The organism is Acinetobacter sp. TUM15064 (genome assembly GCF_008980265.1).
Classification (GTDB): domain Bacteria; phylum Pseudomonadota; class Gammaproteobacteria; order Pseudomonadales; family Moraxellaceae; genus Acinetobacter.
Genome location: NZ_BKFU01000027.1, coordinates 23490 through 40294, shown reverse-complemented (window position 1 = coordinate 40294; position 16805 = coordinate 23490). Strand labels below are relative to the sequence as shown.

At 40.0% G+C, this 16805-nt stretch carries 16 protein-coding genes, 2 tRNA genes and 1 pseudogene; 9 read left to right on the top strand and 10 right to left on the bottom strand.

All coding sequences use genetic code 11. The annotated features are described in order from the left end of the window. Window positions 1-28 precede the first annotated feature (28 nt). The 3 genes from GBI16_RS09955 (at window position 29) to GBI16_RS09945 (ending at window position 985) form a co-directional block, all read left to right on the top strand. Window positions 29-104: transfer RNA gene (locus GBI16_RS09955), tRNA-Asn, on the top strand. Between the two features lie 281 nt (window positions 105-385). Next, a tRNA-Asn gene (locus tag GBI16_RS09950) sits at window positions 386-461 on the top strand. A 56-nt stretch (window positions 462-517) separates the two neighbouring features. Then, window positions 518-985: a DUF2726 domain-containing protein gene (locus GBI16_RS09945; RefSeq protein ID WP_139841337.1), complete on the top strand. Its 468-nt coding sequence runs from the start codon at window positions 518-520 to the stop codon at window positions 983-985. 1 nt (window position 986) lies between these two features. Here GBI16_RS09945 and GBI16_RS09940 read toward each other — a convergent pair whose 3' ends face one another. The 9 genes and pseudogenes from GBI16_RS09940 to GBI16_RS09900 form a co-directional block, all read right to left on the bottom strand. Next, entirely contained in the window at window positions 987-1217 is a 231-nt protein-coding gene (locus GBI16_RS09940) for a hypothetical protein (protein WP_086208002.1), read from the bottom strand. 103 nt (window positions 1218-1320) lie between these two features. Beyond that, the gene (locus GBI16_RS09935) at window positions 1321-2775 is read right to left on the bottom strand and encodes a S9 family peptidase (protein WP_086208003.1); all 1455 of its coding nucleotides are present in this window, start codon (window positions 2773-2775) and stop codon (window positions 1321-1323) included. 108 nt (window positions 2776-2883) lie between these two features. Beyond that, window positions 2884-3765 carry a 4-hydroxybenzoate octaprenyltransferase gene (ubiA, locus tag GBI16_RS09930; RefSeq protein ID WP_086208004.1) on the bottom strand — a complete coding sequence of 294 codons (882 nt, stop codon included), beginning with the start codon at window positions 3763-3765 and terminating at the stop codon, window positions 2884-2886. Continuing rightward, window positions 3762-4247, bottom strand: coding sequence for a chorismate lyase (locus tag GBI16_RS09925; RefSeq protein WP_151707008.1), 486 nt, complete (start codon window positions 4245-4247; stop codon window positions 3762-3764). Before GBI16_RS09925 ends, ubiA begins: the two co-directional genes overlap by 4 nt. An 86-nt stretch (window positions 4248-4333) precedes the next feature. Further along, window positions 4334-4609 (bottom strand): hypothetical protein, encoded by a 276-nt coding sequence (locus GBI16_RS09920; protein ID WP_151707007.1) that lies wholly within the window; start codon window positions 4607-4609, stop codon window positions 4334-4336. 89 nt (window positions 4610-4698) lie between these two features. Next, complete coding sequence (glnA, locus tag GBI16_RS09915; protein WP_171264393.1) at window positions 4699-6114, bottom strand: type I glutamate--ammonia ligase; 1416 nt, start codon at window positions 6112-6114, stop codon at window positions 4699-4701. An 884-nt stretch (window positions 6115-6998) separates the two neighbouring features. Beyond that, window positions 6999-7178, bottom strand: coding sequence for a hypothetical protein (locus tag GBI16_RS09910; protein ID WP_151707006.1), 180 nt, complete (start codon window positions 7176-7178; stop codon window positions 6999-7001). Between the two features lie 10 nt (window positions 7179-7188). Beyond that, a pseudogene (locus GBI16_RS09905) lies at window positions 7189-7678 on the bottom strand (DUF2280 domain-containing protein). An 80-nt stretch (window positions 7679-7758) separates the two neighbouring features. Then, a complete protein-coding gene (locus GBI16_RS09900; RefSeq protein WP_139841339.1) occupies window positions 7759-8478 on the bottom strand; it encodes a hypothetical protein in 720 nt (239 codons plus the stop codon). 148 nt (window positions 8479-8626) lie between these two features. Between GBI16_RS09900 and GBI16_RS18940 the strand changes: the two genes are divergently transcribed. The 4 genes from GBI16_RS18940 to trpC all read left to right on the top strand — a co-directional run bounded on the left by GBI16_RS18940 (window position 8627) and on the right by trpC (window position 11444). Continuing rightward, window positions 8627-8854, top strand: a complete 228-nt coding sequence (locus GBI16_RS18940) for a hypothetical protein (RefSeq protein ID WP_086208009.1) — start codon at window positions 8627-8629, stop codon at window positions 8852-8854. Between the two features lie 119 nt (window positions 8855-8973). Further along, window positions 8974-9558, top strand: a complete 585-nt coding sequence (locus GBI16_RS09890; RefSeq protein WP_086208248.1) for an aminodeoxychorismate/anthranilate synthase component II — start codon at window positions 8974-8976, stop codon at window positions 9556-9558. 16 nt (window positions 9559-9574) lie between these two features. After that, the gene (gene trpD / locus GBI16_RS09885) at window positions 9575-10621 is read left to right on the top strand and encodes an anthranilate phosphoribosyltransferase (RefSeq protein WP_086208010.1); all 1047 of its coding nucleotides are present in this window, start codon (window positions 9575-9577) and stop codon (window positions 10619-10621) included. A 16-nt stretch (window positions 10622-10637) separates the two neighbouring features. Further along, window positions 10638-11444 carry an indole-3-glycerol phosphate synthase TrpC gene (gene trpC, locus GBI16_RS09880; RefSeq protein WP_086208011.1) on the top strand — a complete coding sequence of 269 codons (807 nt, stop codon included), beginning with the start codon at window positions 10638-10640 and terminating at the stop codon, window positions 11442-11444. Between the two features lie 117 nt (window positions 11445-11561). Here trpC and GBI16_RS09875 read toward each other — a convergent pair whose 3' ends face one another. Then, the gene (locus GBI16_RS09875; protein ID WP_171494557.1) at window positions 11562-14219 is read right to left on the bottom strand and encodes a LuxR C-terminal-related transcriptional regulator; all 2658 of its coding nucleotides are present in this window, start codon (window positions 14217-14219) and stop codon (window positions 11562-11564) included. Window positions 14220-14574: 355 nt separating this feature from the next. On the opposite strand from GBI16_RS09875, the gene GBI16_RS09870 reads away from it, so the two are divergent. Next, entirely contained in the window at window positions 14575-15069 is a 495-nt protein-coding gene (locus tag GBI16_RS09870; RefSeq protein WP_119063117.1) for a 2,4'-dihydroxyacetophenone dioxygenase family protein, read from the top strand. 72 nt (window positions 15070-15141) lie between these two features. Then, a complete protein-coding gene (locus GBI16_RS09865; protein ID WP_151707005.1) occupies window positions 15142-16779 on the top strand; it encodes a long-chain fatty acid--CoA ligase in 1638 nt (545 codons plus the stop codon). The last annotated feature ends 26 nt before the right edge of the window (window positions 16780-16805 follow it).

Below are 16805 nucleotides of genomic sequence, written 5' to 3'. Positions count from 1 at the left end.
AAAAATTTCTCTATACTGCATTTCAGATTCTCCAATAGCTCAGTCGGTAGAGCGACGGACTGTTAATCCGCAGGTCCCTGGTTCGAGCCCAGGTTGGAGAGCCAAATTTTAAAAAGCCCAAGCACAATGCCTTGGGCTTTTTTCTTTTATATCATCAGTGTGCAATCAAGAAACCCATATCTACTCCTTCTCAATCCATGTTTTCATAGAACTGACCAATACCATTAAATATTAAGCTAAGTTGATGACGCTAAAGATATAGTATTCAGCACAGCTTCGATAAAAGCTAAAGCGTTTATTTTTAAATCATTTAACGTAAATTTCATAAAAATATCAGCGCAAAGACTTGACCCTGCGTGCTTTGGCACATAGAATGCGTGCAGATTCTCCAATAGCTCAGTCGGTAGAGCGACGGACTGTTAATCCGCAGGTCCCTGGTTCGAGCCCAGGTTGGAGAGCCAAAATTCTAAAAACCCACTCCATTCGAGTGGGTTTTTTCTTTGCGATAGAAAATATTGTGTTCAATCTGAGTCAAATCATCTTTTTTATCATCGGCTGCTTCGCCACTATTATCTTAGTGATGATGGTCTACCCTGACCTGTTTCGCTCTAAGCAAAAATTTTATGCCAAACACGTCATTACGCCGTTTGAACGTAAAATGTTTATTCGCTTAAAAGAAGCCTTTCCGCGCTATCATATTCTCGCTCAAGTTTCATTTAGTTCGTTGATTACCAGTGATCACTATAAAATACGGGCCAAATTTAACCGTAAAGTTACCGATTTTGTTTTATTGAATGAGCAATTGGATGTGGTGGTCATTATTGAGTTGGATGACCCTTCCCACCTAGGCAAAGAACAAGAAGATGCAGAGCGTGATGCGATGTTGAATGAAGCAGGTTATATGGTTCTACGTTTTACTGAAATTCCCAGCATACGACAATTACACAAACAACTGGATTATTATGCTTCTGCAAAAAGCGCATAGGCTAGCGCTCTACTGCTCCACTCGCCTTTTGTTCTGCTAATCGCTTTTCAGCCGCCATTTTTTCTTGAATGAGTTGCTGCTGCTTCTCTTTAATCCGTTGATATTCAGCCTGGTTTTTCGCATCACTTTTTACTGCTACATAGGCCATCGTCAAAATAAAAAGCGGGATCACAATTCCTAGACTTGCCACCAGTATGACTTTTGGGCTTAATTTATTTGCTGATTTCACCATAATAAGCCTATTTTTCACATATTAAAATTTCAATGGGCCAACACTATAACAAAAAGAGCCTTAATCATGAGGCTCTTTCTACAATCAAATCATTCCATCTATACTATGATGGCACGATACCTGTGCAATGTTGGTTGCTACTCGCATCTTTTTCTGCATCAGTTAACACTATACCTGTCCCCGCAGACATATAAGTCTGTATAAAATCAACCGCATTTGCATTTTGACAAACAATAGCTTGGGTGTGACTCGCATTCGGTACAATCGTTAATTTATAACCATCAGCATAAGCCTGTTGTGGGAAGTAGCTGGTCGCGTTCGCTTTCATGTTTGCATATAAGGCTTGTGTTACCACAGGCAGTACGGCTTGATCATTTGCACCTTGAATAATAAATACAGGAGTTTTAATCACTTTCGCAGCAGTCGCATTAGTTGCAGGCTGATTATCAACCAAGAATTTCTGAACCACTGGATCTGATTTCATTTTATTTAAATCAATACCATACTGTGAAGTCCAATGGGTTGGATCTGCCAAAAACTCTACAACGCCAGCTTTAAATTGTTCTTGTAATCCATTGGCACTATTCGGTTCTGGATAACTCAAACAGGCACCATCATCACCATTACGACCATACGCACTTTCTGCAATATCAGCAGCATCAGCGGTAAAGATATTTTTTAAATCATAATCAGGTTGATACGCTTTAATACCTGAGCTTGCCAGTGCTGCATAAGCCAAAAGTTCAGCATAACCATCTGCAATTTGATCAATTGTCGCTTGTCCTTGTTCTGCTGTAATGATCTTGTTTGCAACTGCATAACGAACCTGTTGTAATTGCTCATCTAACCTATTAAGACCATGTGCTTTGGGCACGCCATTCGTATCCAGATTAAACTGTGGATCAAGATAAATTTGAATAATTTGCCCTAGACTAGATGCAGGTGCACCTGCTACTGCCCCCTTATAAGTTGTATCTGTATTGGCAAATTCTGCTGTACCCAAAGAAGCATGCCCACCTTGTGATTGACCAATCGACATCCAAGCGCCATTTAACTGCTTACCGTAATGCTCTTTTGCCGCTTTTACCGCTGCAATTGCGGAATTAGCCTGACTAGATAAGTTCAAATAAGGATGTACACCTGGTGTACCCAACCCCTCATAATCAGGGGCAACAATGACATAACCTGCAGCCAATAAGCTATTTGCTAAAATTTTGAAGCGAGGATGAATGACGTTTTTACTTGGGGCACAATCATCTGCACCTCCAACCGTTCCATGCTCCCAGACCACCACACGATAACCATCTTTAGGTTGAGTTACCTGTGGAAATAAAACCATTGCCGTTGCGGTCGCTGTCTTCCCCTGCACATTCGTCAGGTTATAAGTCATGACTTTAATAGATGAACTATTTTCCACGGTATCTAAAGCATAGTTCCCTTCAGACACATAGCTTGATTGTTGATGTGAACTAGACGAATTGTCATCATCATTACAAGCGGTTAAAGACAGTGTTGAAACAGCAACTGTCAGGGCTAAAGCTATTTTCGAATGTTTCATAAAATATCCTTTTTTGATCATTGTTTTTTAAGCATGAAACTACATGCCATTTTATTAAGGCATAAAAAAAGCACCCTGTATAGGATGCTTTTTGAACAAAAGTTTATTTTAAATATTTAATTCTAAAAAGATTCCAACAAAAATAATCAAACCTACCCAACGATTATGACGAAATGCCCAAAAACAACGCTGTGGATTTTTGTCTCTGGTTTTAGTCCATTGGTAAAGAAAATCCAGCATAACCATAAATAATGCTATTAAACCAAACGGTATCAATAAACTTTCTAAGTAAAGTGCCGTCCCAATTAAGACAACACTCGCAACTTGTAATAGCGCAATAATTTGAATATCAAAACGACCAAATAGGATGGCTGTTGATTTCACGCCAATTTTTAAATCATATTCACGGTCAGTGATTGCATACTGAGTATCGTAAGCAACTGTCCAAGCAAGATTGCCAAAATACAACAACCAACATGTAAGGCCTAAAGGCTCTCCAACAGCGGTATAGGCCATAGGAATTGACCATGAAAATGCCGCACCCAAAAACACCTGTGGCAAATGGGTATAGCGCTTCATAAAAGGATAAATAAAGGCAAGGAACAACGCGCCAAAGGAGCAATAGAACGTTTCAATTGGTAAAAACAACAGCATACAAGCACTAGCGAAAACCAAAGCTAAAAACACATAAATTGCTTCTTTAGCGCTAATAATCCCTGTTGCTAATGGACGTGTCTTGGTGCGTTCTACATGTGCATCAACTTTACGGTCAGCAAAATCATTGATGGCACAGCCTGCTGCACGCATAAAAATTGTGCCTAAAATCATCGGAATTAAGATGTTTAGAGTCGGCATACCTCGGTTAGCAATCCATAATGCCCACATGGTGGGCCAAAATACCAACTCCGTACCAATTGGCTTGTCAAAACGACATAAATAATAATAGGCTTCTAAACGTTCACGCCAAGTAATCTGATGTGCAGCGGTCATGACTGTCCTTCACTTGCTGAATTTTGCTTCTGCAAGAACTGTTCAAAGCTCGCTAAAAACGTTTCTTGAACAATAAACTTACAGCCGTGCCAAGTATAACAGCTCTGTCTTGTCCAGCCATCATCCAACCAAATAACACGGCGTTCACATGCTGGATTGGTACGCTGAAATAAAAACCAACCTATAGGTTTTTTTCCAATATGTTTAAATAGTCGAGCACGACCTCGTAAACTTAAAATCGGAAAAATACTTTTAGCTTTAACCCAAGGCTCTGCGTCACTGCCATATAAAAAACTTTCTCGCACCCATGAAATATGCTGATACGGCATATCCATCCATTTAGCATCAATAAATTGAAGACGCTGAAAATGCTCTTTGGTGGGTTGAACCCTAAACGCTCCATCTGCCAAATCCGTTAGTTGTTGCGTAAGTGAACCCGAAGCATATAACCATGTTTTTAGTTCCGTTGGAATCTGCTGCATAAGCCTACCTGTACCATTGATTTTACTGCGCACTTCACGCTTATTGAGTTATGAAAATGCCTTTGATGCTATTCTAAGATCAGCCACTAACAATTATCTGTCTTTGCAATGGTTTCAAATGCACCTTGTGGTGTTTTCACTAAAATAAAACCTTCAGCACTCAAATAAAAACTTTGAGGATAATCATAATCCAATGCCAACTCAGGGCTTTTCAATGCAACAAACTCTGCCTGCTTATAACCTTCAGAGGTACGACCAACTTCGATATACGTCACCATCGAAAAATTTAGCTTAAACCCTTTGTCATGATTCTTAGGGTCAACCCAAGGATAAAAACTGGTGTGCTTCTTACGTTGTGCCATCACTCTCATCACTTTTTTTCAAGTTAAACAGATGATACAAAAAAACCCGCGACTAGCGCGGGTTTTTTACAGTGAAATTCAGTTCAGAATTACAAGCTGTAGTACATATCAAATTCAACTGGGTGAGTTGTCGTATTCAAGCGACGCACTTCTTCAGTTTTAAGTTCGATATATGCATCAAGCATTTCTTTAGTGAATACACCACCTTTCAGTAAGAATTCATGATCCGCTTGAAGCGCTTCAAGAGCCATATCTAGGCTGTGCGCAACTGTAGGGATTTTTGCTTCTTCTTCTGGAGGAAGATCATATAAGTTCTTGTCAGCAGCTTCACCTGGGTGAATCTTGTTTTGGATACCGTCGATACCCGCCATCAATAATGCTGCGAAACCTAAGTACGGGTTCATCATTGGATCTGGGAAACGAGCTTCAATACGTTTGCCTTTCGGGCTAGAAACGTAAGGAATACGGATAGAAGCAGAACGGTTACGTGCTGAGTAAGCAAGCATAATTGGTGCTTCGAAGTGTGGAACTAAACGCTTGTACGAGTTAGTAGAAGGGTTAGTAATTGCGTTCAATGCGCGAGCATGCTTGATTACACCACCGATGAAGTAAAGCGCCATCTCAGAAAGACCAGCATATTCATCACCAGCAAACAAGTTCTTGCCATCTTTAGAGATAGACATGTGAACGTGCATACCAGAACCGTTATCACCCACCATTGGTTTAGGCATGAAAGTTGCGGTTTTTGCATATTGGTGTGCAACATTCCAAACAGCATATTTGAACTGTTGTACTTCGTCTGCTTTACGAACCATTGTATTGAAGCTTACACCAATTTCTAACTGGCAAGATGCAACTTCGTGGTGATGTACTTCTACACGACCTGGGCCCATGATGTCTTCAATACGCGCACACATATCAGCACGCATGTCATGTGAAGAGTCAACTGGAGGAACTGGGAAATAACCACCTTTCACACGTGGACGGTGACCAGAGTTACCTGATTCGTAATCCTTACCTGTAGACCAAGCAGCTTCTTCCGCGATCAATGTATGGCGTGCGCCAGACATATCAACTTCCCACTTCACTTCGTCAAATACGAAGAATTCTGGTTCAGGACCAAAGAATGCAGTATCACCAATACCTGTCGATTTTAGGTATTCTTCAGCACGGCGAGCAATCGAACGTGGATCACGGTCATAACCTTGACCAGTTGATGGTTCGATAACATCACAAGTAACAACTACTGTTGGCTCAGCGAAGAATGGGTCAATAAAACCAGTTGCAGCATCTGGGCGTAAGATCATGTCTGATGCTTCAATGCCTTTCCAACCCGCAATTGAAGAACCATCAAACATTTTACCGTCTTCAAAAGTATCTTCATCGATAGTATCTGCTGGGTAAGTTACGTGTTGCTCTTTACCCTTCGTATCCGTAAAACGGAAATCGACCCATTTTGCACCACTTTCTTGGATGAGTTGTAGGACCTTATTCGCCATGCTCATTTTACTCCGATGATTTTTTGTTGCACTCTTCAGTGCGTGTTAGTAGTTGGTTCTTTTAAAGCAATTACCGTACCAACTTTAAAAAGCTTAGCTAAAATGTTGAATTCCTTATTAGAATAACCGTTTTGAAGCATTTGCTTTTACTCTATTATACTGAGCTAAAAACTAAATGCACCATATTCACGCATGCTTCATGATATTTAATCTAAAAGATTTTCAGCATGATTCATAATGGTGCGTTTTTGTATTTTCTGTGCTTTTTTTACTCATTTTTTCTAAAATATGCGAGTATATCGTCCATTATTTTGATCTTTATTTCTATATATTGCACATATTTCCAAATGAAGATTATCTAAAAAAACTTGCATATTGATTACAAGTATATGTTTTTATATAAAATAAAAAAACAACAAAGCATAATACACAAGTAGCTACAAGCCGAATAGTTCAGTCTATTCAAAAAAATATGCTCTGTTTTGGTGACATTTTACTGGTGGTTGAACTGTTCTTACACCTTCACTCGACTTTATCGCCATTCACACACCGAAATCACACATAAAATCAAGTCCAGTTGCTGTTTGCCCCAAGACTATAATGAAAGCAATCACAAAGCAGACAATAGACTGAATTATACAAAATTTCATAAGCACTTTCGCCCTACCATTAAGCTCGCTTTGCATAGTGAGATACAACAACATCAATAAAAAGACCGACATTTAGCCAAGTATTTGACCGATATAAAATGAAATTTAAGCTTTGAGTAGAGCAGCATCTATTTCTTCAATATATATTTTTGAGTACAGGCCTCTTTGGCTTTATCGCGATGAACTTTGACCAGCACATAATCATTTTCTTTCCATGTCGCCAGTGGTTGTACTTCACTGCTATAAATACCCTTTGTTATTCAGGTTGAAACTCGCAGTAAACTTATCTGCACTATGGGACGCAAATACTTTTTTAAGTACCCCCAAATTCATACTGTAGCCATCATCTACGGTTTTATCGCTAACGTTATAGACCAATGACCAGTATGCGCAAGTCACCTCGATTTCTATTCTGTTCATACTATTGACTTCAGTTTTTTAAATATTTTTGTCTATACCTAAAGCCAAAATAGCCATTCAAATTTTTCTTGTAGCTCTCAGTTGAAACATTGGAATTTAAAGTCTCGATTGGCTTGCCATCTTTGCCCGTGATCTCTTGCTTTGTTACACGGCCATCCGTTTCTTGGAAGGCTTGTTTCAGTAAATTCTGTTTAAGCCGTTTGTTTTTTCCTGAATCATCGTACATACCTTGTAGCTCTTTAAGGCGAAATGCCTTGTTAGCTATCGCAATGTCTTCGATATTTGCTCGGAAGTCTTTGCGTGTGCGGGTAAACAAGTCTTTTAATTTCTTACTGAGATTTCGACCTGCAACCTTGGTTGGGTCATAAAGTGCTACCTGTTGGCGTGTGATTTCAATCTTATATTCTTGCTTTACAGCTTCTACTACTTGTTGAGGGAGTTTCAAAGTATACAAAATACTGAATTATAAACATTTTTACAGGATCATTAAGTGCTACCATAAATACCCCTTTGTATAGCTACGTATAACAAGATAGCCAAAAAAGACCGGCGATTGCCGATCTCTTTTACTTAAATCACTTTAGATTTCAGCCTTATGTATAGCCGTATTTATATCTTCAATATATTTCTTGGTACAAGATTCAATTGCTTTGTCGCGATGTACTTTAACAAGTGCATAATCATTTTCTTTCCACGCCTCTAATGATTGCGGTCCGCTATTATAGCTGCACGATTTGTTATTCACGTCAAAATTCACTGTGAAATTATCTGCACTATAAGGAGCAAATGCTTTTGTAATCACTCCAAAATTCAAACTATAGCCGTTTTCTATATTCTTATCGCTTGAGTCGTAAACCAATGACCAGTATGGGCGAGCTGCCACGACAGCAATACTGTTAATGCTATTTACTTCAGTTTTTTGAATATTTTTATATGCTCCCGAAGCCACATAGTCCTTTAGATTTTTATTAATATCTTCTTGTGGGTTTTGAAGTTTAGATCTGTCTTGAATATCTTCAATCACATTCCCAACCAGCTCGTCTTTATAAATTGCCGTATTACTACCCAATAAAAGTAGTTTAGCTACTTGAGCTGTAGAAGTTTTAGCTCTTGTACCGCGTGTAATGATTCTTAGCTCTTTAGTATAAGCGTATTTATCATCTACTTTGCTGGTTGAACTACCAGTGTTTCCCTGTTGATAGTGTGGCAGAGATGCCATAGCTTGTGATGCACTCCCCGCTTGAGTAAACCCACTGCAAATACATAATAAAATAGAGCTAGTTACTATTCGTAATTTCATCGTTTATTTTCTTCTTTGTTTCTTAAATTAAGCGTCAATAATATACATTAAATATCTGAATAATTTAAATTAAATCTTTTATGTAGTTCAATTAATCACACAGTTCCCACAACACGCAGATAAAGTTGATTCTGCAGTTCTAGAGCGCATGACTAATGCTGTTGAACAACTCTTAAAGCAAAATTTAATTGAAAGGTGCATTGGGCGACAAGAGTTTGCTCACATGCTAAATATTGAACCTGAAACACTAGATTCACGTATTCGAGAGGGTCGGTATAATAAGCCATGTAAGGATGGCCGAAAGAGCTACTGGCTTCTTTCTTATGTTCAGTCAGTTGTTACAAATACATCAGAATCTGATACAGTAGCCGCCTAATAAGCGGCTTTTTTCAGGCCTTCACTTATTAATAACTTTATGCAAAGTGAGTAACATTGTGAGAAACACTATTTAGCAATGTTAATTACTATAATAAATTTCAAGAGGTTATGCTCAAAATGCTTCTCATGATCGACAACTATGACTCTTTTACATACAACATCGTCCAGTATTTTGGCGAGTTAAATCAAGAAGTAAAAGTAGTGCGTAATGATGCCGTGACATTAGAAGATATTGAGCGATGGCAACCTAAGTATCTGGTGATTGGTCCTGGCCCATGTTCACCATCAGAAGCAGGAATTTCCATTCCAGCTATTCAGCACTTTGCTGGAAAAATTCCATTATTAGGTGTGTGCTTAGGACATCAAGCAATTGGTCAAGCTTTTGGCGGCGATATCATTCGTGCCAAAAAAGTAATGCATGGTCGTTTGTCTGATATGCATCACTCCAATAAAGGCATTTTTAGCAACCTGCCATCTCCATTTTCAGCGACGCGCTATCACTCACTGGTGATTGATCAAGCAACTTTGCCTGAATGCTTAGAAGTGACCTGCTGGACCAATGAAACAGATGGTTCCATTGAAGAAATCATGGGTGTAAAACATAAGACGCTTGCCGTTGAAGGCGTTCAGTTTCACCCTGAATCTATCTTGAGTCAGCATGGCCATCAAATCTTTAAGAACTTTTTAGAAATTTATGCATAAATGAGTGCAGTGAAAAATGAATATTCAACAGGCTTTAAATAACATCACCAAAAATATTGAATTGACCCAACCGCAAATGGAAGAGGTCATGCGTACCATCATGAATGGTGAAGCAACAGATGCCCAAATTGGTGCACTGATGATGGGTTTACGCTTAAAAGGCGAAAGTATTGATGAAATTACCGCCGCAGCTCGTGTCATGCGCGAGTTTGCCATCAAAATTGATGTCAGTGATGTGCCTTATTTAGTCGATATTGTAGGTACAGGTGGCGACGGTCAGAATTTATTTAACGTCTCGACCGCATCGGCTTTTGTGATTGCAGCAGCAGGTGCAACCATTGCTAAACATGGTAACCGTGGTGTTTCAACCAAATCAGGTTCATCTGACTTGTTAGAACAAGCAGGCATCCAGCTTGACTTAAACATGCAACAAACTGAACGTTGTATTCGTGAAATGGGCGTTGGTTTCTTGTTTGCACCAAATCATCATAAGGCCATGAAATATGCAGTCGGCCCACGTCGTGAGTTAGGCATCCGCAGTATTTTCAATTTACTCGGCCCGCTTACGAATCCGGCTGGGGTAAAACGTCTAGTGATTGGCGTCTTTTCGACTGAATTGTGCCGTCCAATTGCAGAAGTCATGAAACAACTGGGTGCAGAACATGTCATGGTGGTTCATTCTAAAGATGGTTTGGATGAAATTAGCCTTGCATCAAGTACCTATGTGGCTGAACTAAAACATGGTGAGGTGGTCGAGTGGGAAATCCAACCTGAAGATGTTGGTATCGAATCGCAAACCTTAACCGGTTTGATGATCCAAGACTCTGCGGAAAGCCTGACTTTGATTAAAGATGCTTTAGGCAAAAAGAAATCTGAAAAAGGTGAAAAAGCAGCCAATATGATTGCTTTAAACGCAGGTGCTGGTCTGTATGTCTCAGGACTTTGCACCAGCTATAAGCAAGGTGTGGCTTTGGCACATGACATTATCTATGGTGGTCAGGCTTTAGAAAAAATGAGCATCCTTGCCGAATTCACTAAAACTCTTAAACAATACGACGCTTGATAGACAGGATTTTGTCATGGTAGATATCGCAAATACGATTTTAGGCAAAATTGTAGATCGTAAGCAGGAAGAGTTTGCTGCACGCCTCAAACAACGTAGCTATAAAGATGTTGAAGAATGGGCACTTGAGGCAACGCCAGTGCGTGGTTTTGCTCAGTCTTTACTGAGTAAAAAACCTGGTGTGATTGCTGAAATTAAAAAAGCATCTCCGTCTAAAGGGATCATTCGTGAAAACTTCGATCCTGCTGAAATTGCGCAACAGTATGAAGCAGCAGGCGCAGCCTGTTTGTCTGTGCTTACTGATGCCGACTTCTTCCAAGGCGCCGATGAAAATATCCAAATTGCACGTTCTCACTGTGGCCTACCAGCATTGCGTAAAGACTTTCTAATTGACCCTTATGGGGTGATTGAAGCACGTGCTTTACATGCTGACTGTATTCTTCTGATTGTGGCGTGTTTATCTGATCAACAACTCGAAGAAATGTCCAAAACAGCTTTTGAGCAGAATTTGGATGTGTTGGTTGAAGTACATGATGAAGCAGAGCTTGAACGTGCACTACGCCTCTCTGAACGTTGTTTGTTAGGTGTCAATAACCGCAATTTAAAAACCTTTGATGTCGACCTAAACACCTCGATTCGTTTGAAAAAACTGCTTGAACCCTCACGTTTACTGGTCACTGAAAGCGGTATTGCAACACCTGCGGATGTTGCGATGATGCAAGAGCATGACATCCATGCTTTCTTGGTCGGTGAAAGTTTTATGAAACAACCACGACCTGACCACGCTTTCACTGAGCTGTTTGGAACACCCGAAACACTCTAATCAAAATTTCAGGGTAAGAGCTAAGTCTTGCCCTGAATACTTTGTGATATGTCCTTTCAAAAAGCTGTTGAAGATCTTGTCAAATAACACCACCTACAAAACTGATGCGATCTCAAATTATTCAATTAAACCCTGTTTTTTGGCTTCATTCACTGCTTCCATTCTTGATCGTACCTGTAGCTTGTTATAGATTTTACGCAAATGCCACTTCACCGTATTGATGGATAAAAAAATCGACTCGGATATTTCTGCATCGGTACAGCCCTGACTTAATTTTTCCAGAATTTGTATTTCACGCTTCGATAAAGGTTCAACCTTCGTGCTATTTAACGAAACACCCCCACTGGTTTCAGTTTGATGCAACTTTTGTAAGTGCTGGATATACGCTATAAGCGTGGTCAGATGTTTTTGTTGCTGTCGAGCTAGATGCTGACTTAAATCAGCTAACATATCCCAAATGAACGGATGCTCATCTAAAATGACGCGCACAGTGTGTGTGGGCATGAGTCGCTCAAGCGCTTGTTGTAAATGGTCTAAAGCCTGTTCAGCCTGTTTCAACTGATATAGTGCTAATGCCAGTAAAACTTGAACTCGTGCCTGCCGTATAGGATAAATCTTAAAAAAGTCTAACTGTTGACTAAGATACTCTACAGCCGGCTGTACTTGGCCTGTAAAAATTTGCGTGCGAATAGGAATTAAATCGTCCCCACGTAGCAAATGAGTAAAATTTAGAAAAGGTTTAAAGGTGCCTTGTCCAACGTCAGCCAAGCCTGAATAAGGGTTTAACTGTTGTTGCACATAAAGTTGCACCGTATGTGCAAGTCGTGGAAGTGACCATTGACTACTACGGGTATGGGCTTGATTTGAACACAGCTGTATTGCGGCCTGATCTTGGCGCAAAGTCGCTAAACGCATCTGTAGAATATAGCCGACCATAACCATATCAGGCATGGCCAAATGGTCACCGCCATTGAAATCAATTAATGCATCTTCAACCTGCGATATTCGATTCATTTCATAATATAGATCGGCTTTAAAACTACTCAGAATATTCATAATGGCCGCTTTATTATCCGCATCTAAGCCTAGATTACGGTATTCGTCACTTTGCCCAATTTGACTAAATTTCTCTGCTGCAAGTGTTAAATCTCCAAGCAAATAGTCACATAAAGCATCAACACAATCGACCATCGCTAAACCATATAAGTTATGGCCTTGCAAATAGAGAATACGCGTCTGTAAGAGTAGCTTCCGCCCTTCAGTCATATGTCCTGAACAAATCTGATAGAGCGCCCCAATCCCAATAAGCGGAGCACGAGAAAAATAGGCTGTGCTTGCCAGTTGTGCCAAGTTTTGCTGTGCTTGTGTATAAGCGAGTTCCAACTTATCTTCCAAGACGGCAATTAAAGGCGCTAAACCCAATTGGTCTTCATGTTGTAACAAAGCCTCATGCTGATCAACACTATGCCAAAGCTGTAGATAATGATTGGCTAAAGTCGCTTGATGAGTCAGCACCAGAGACCAAATAATGTCATAGAGTAACTTAGGATTTTGCAGCAAAATAGCATCTGGTAACTGTTTGACTAACTCCAAAAAAGTATAATGTCGCCCTTCTAAAATTAATTCACGACAAACTGAATTGAGCAAAGACAGAATCAGTTGTTGATCTTCTGCCTGCTGAGCATGATAGATCGCGTCCATCAAATAACGTTGCTGCTTAAACCATTCTGCTGCTTTACAATGCATTTGTTTATAGCAGTCGGGTTGTAAAAGTTTAAACTTCGCTTGTAGAAAATCTCGAAATAAATGATGTATGCGATACCACATTCTTTGATCATCTAAAGCTTGTATAAACAGACTCTTTTGACTGATAGCATCTAGCATTTGCTGTGCAGTATTGTTCGCTGTAAGTGCAATCACCAACGCCACATTCAGTTTTCTCAAGACACTAATTTGCAATAAAAATTGTTGAATCTCAGCATCCTGCTGTAAAAAAACTTGCTCACTCAAATAATTAACAATCTGATGATGCGCACCATTTAAATTTTGAATAAACCCATGAATATCTTGATTTTCCTTCAAATATAAATTGGTAAGCTGAATACCTGTAAACCACCCCTCTGTTTTATGGATCAGTTGTTCAGCCAATTCAGGGCTTAAACTTACATGATCGAAATTTTGTTGTTGTAAAAAGTGAATTAACTCAGGGCTTTCTTGTGACTTGATACTTAAATGCTCTTCCGTTACCCATTTTAAGCGTCCTAAGAGATACTCTTTGACAAAACTCCAGTTTGGTTTAACCCTTGAAGCAATCACCAAATGGGCATTTTGAGGTAAATATTGATATAACCACCACAGGATATTTAAGCTTTCTTGGTTGTCTAAAACATCGAGTTCATCAATAAATAAAACGGTATCAATCTCTATTAAAGCGACTTGTTGGGCGAGTTCAATAATATGTTGCTTATGTATTTGACCATGTGCAATGGCGACTAACTGCTCTCTGGGAAGTAGTGCCAATTGTAAATACTGATATAAACGAATGGGGTCATTATCATCACTATCTAAAGTTAACCAACCCACTCTTTTTCCATTTGCAGCAAGCCTTTCACTCAGTTGGTACATGAGTGTCGTTTTTCCATACCCAGCTGCAGCATGTATAAAAACCAAGGAAGACTGACAATAATTCACCATCTGACTGAGCAGTTGAGGGCGTTGCATGGCTCGGTCACTTGCCATGCTTGGGCGACTGAGTTTGGTCTTTAACACTTGCATTTTTTATTCATCCAATCTTTCTGATTACATTGTTGCAGCAACCTTCATTTCCCTGAATTTTGCATAAAACACAACACTGTCATGGAGTGGTCATCTTAAGTCGATTCTACACCAAATACACTGATAAATTAGTCTGGCCTGTTTGATGGAATAAGGTGATATTGAGCCAAAATCATGATCCCCCATACCTTAAACCATTCTTTTAGAGTTTAGCTAAAGCATAGAAAATCCATTCTTTCGAATGGTTTGCATCCTCTACAAGATTGTTATGCTCAAAAAGTGGAAATCACAGGTATCTATATTTCAAGAAATTGATACCTGTTTTTTAAAATTGAAGACATACATGGAGTTTGTCATGAGCATTGCACAGTCAATCAAACATCAAGATCGCTTATTAACAATGAACATTAAAGATGGCGAAATAAAAAATGCTTTACCAGGTGTACACGTAACACCGTGCTTTTTAGATCCTGATAATGGTAAATGGGTGATTTATGCACGCTTTGATGCAGGTACAGTGCTACCGCGCCATTTCCATACAGGTGTTGTACATTTTTACACCACAGCAGGTTCTTGGCATTATGTCGAATATCCAGAAGATGTTCAAACTGCGGGCAGCTATTTATTCGAACCTGCGGGTTCCATCCACACCTTAGCAACCCCTGACGGGGCTGAAGGCTTTATGGTAATTGATGGTGCAAATGTGAATTTGAATGATGATGACTCACTCATGTTCATTATGGATGCAGGCTGGATTGAGCGCACACTGCATGTGATAGCAGAACAAACAGGACAGAAAATGCCACGTTATATCAAGCCTGGCTCAGAAGTTGTAATGAGCGCTCAATAACAGCCGAAAGGTTTTTAACTCACCTTAAAAACCTCATTTATAAAACAATGACTCAATCCAAGGATGACCGAAATGTTTGGCAAAATGATGCACCAATCTTTGTTAATTAGTAACTTAATTGAGCATGCTGCAAGATATCATGCTGATACCACCATTATTTCTCGAGAAGTCACTGGACAAATCACCACGACCAATTGGCACGAAGTTCAACAAAATAGCAAACGTCTTGCTCACGCATTGAAAACATTTCACCTTGACTTAGGTGACCGCCTTGCCACGATCGCATGGAACAATCACCGCCATTTAGAGTCTTGGTATGCAATTTCAGGGAGTGGCTATGTTTGTCATACCATTAATCCACGCTTATTCCCCGAGCAGCTGATTTTTATTATTAATGACGCGCAAGACAAAGTGATTTTCTTTGACTCAACCTTTTTACCTTTAATCACTGCGATTCAAGACAAGGTACCCACTGTAGAAAAATTCATTTGCTACGGTTCACCTGATGAAAAAGTCTTGGCCGTACTACCAAATGTCATTTTCTATGATGAGTTAATTCTAAATCAATCTACTGACTTTAACTGGCCACAGCTGAGTGAAGAAACTCCAAGTTCATTATGTTATACCTCAGGTACAACAGGTAATCCTAAAGGAGTGTTGTACAGCCATCGTTCTACTTTACTGCATAGCATGGCAATTGCTTTGCCAGATTCTTTAAATTTATCTGCCAATGATACGGTCATGCCTGTGGTGCCAATGTTCCACGTAAATGCATGGGGAGTCCCCTATGCAGCAGCCATGGTAGGTTCAAGTGTTGTCCTTCCTGGACCAAATCTTGATGGGGACAGCCTAGTCAGCTTAATTAACGACTATAAAGTAACCGTGGCTTTAGGCGTTCCAACCATTTGGCAAGGTTTACTGGCAACTGCGAAAAAACGTGGCACAACTTTAGCCAGTATGAACCGAAATGTCGTTGGCGGTGCCGCTTGCCCACCATCCATCATTCGCGATTTTAAAGACAATTACGCATGTGACACCATTCATGCTTGGGGCATGTCAGAAACTAGCCCACTTGGTACAGTCAACCAGCCTAAAGCCAAACATGCTGCTTTAAATGCAGAAGAGTTTGAACAACTTCGCCTAACGCAAGGCCGTCCACCCTTTGGCGTTGAACTGCGTATTGTGGATGCCGAAAACAACCACGCGCCTTTAGCTCATGATGGTAGAACACAAGGCAACTTACAAATTCGAGGTCCTTGGATTGTCGACCACTATTTCAACCAAGAGAAAAGTGCAGCCACATTCGATGGTTGGTTTGATACAGGTGATATTGCAACCCTGAATGCTGATGGTTATATGACCATTTGTGACCGTGCTAAAGACCTGATCAAATCAGGCGGCGAGTGGATTTCTTCAGTCGAAATTGAAAATATTGCCGTCGGCCACCCTGAAATTCGTATGGCAGCAGCGATTGCCGCGCGTCATCCAAAATGGGATGAACGTCCAATTCTAATTGCCGTGAAACAAGAAAACTCAACGCTAACCAAAGAAGAAGCACGGGCCTATTTTGAAAATAAACTTGCGCGTTGGCAGATTCCTGATGCAGTCATTTTTGTGGATGCTTTACCCATTAATGGTACGGGGAAAATTGTAAAAGCTGAACTTCGTACACTGTTTGCGGATGCATTACTCCCAAGTGAAGTGATCTGATCGCCCTAACAATTAAAATACACATC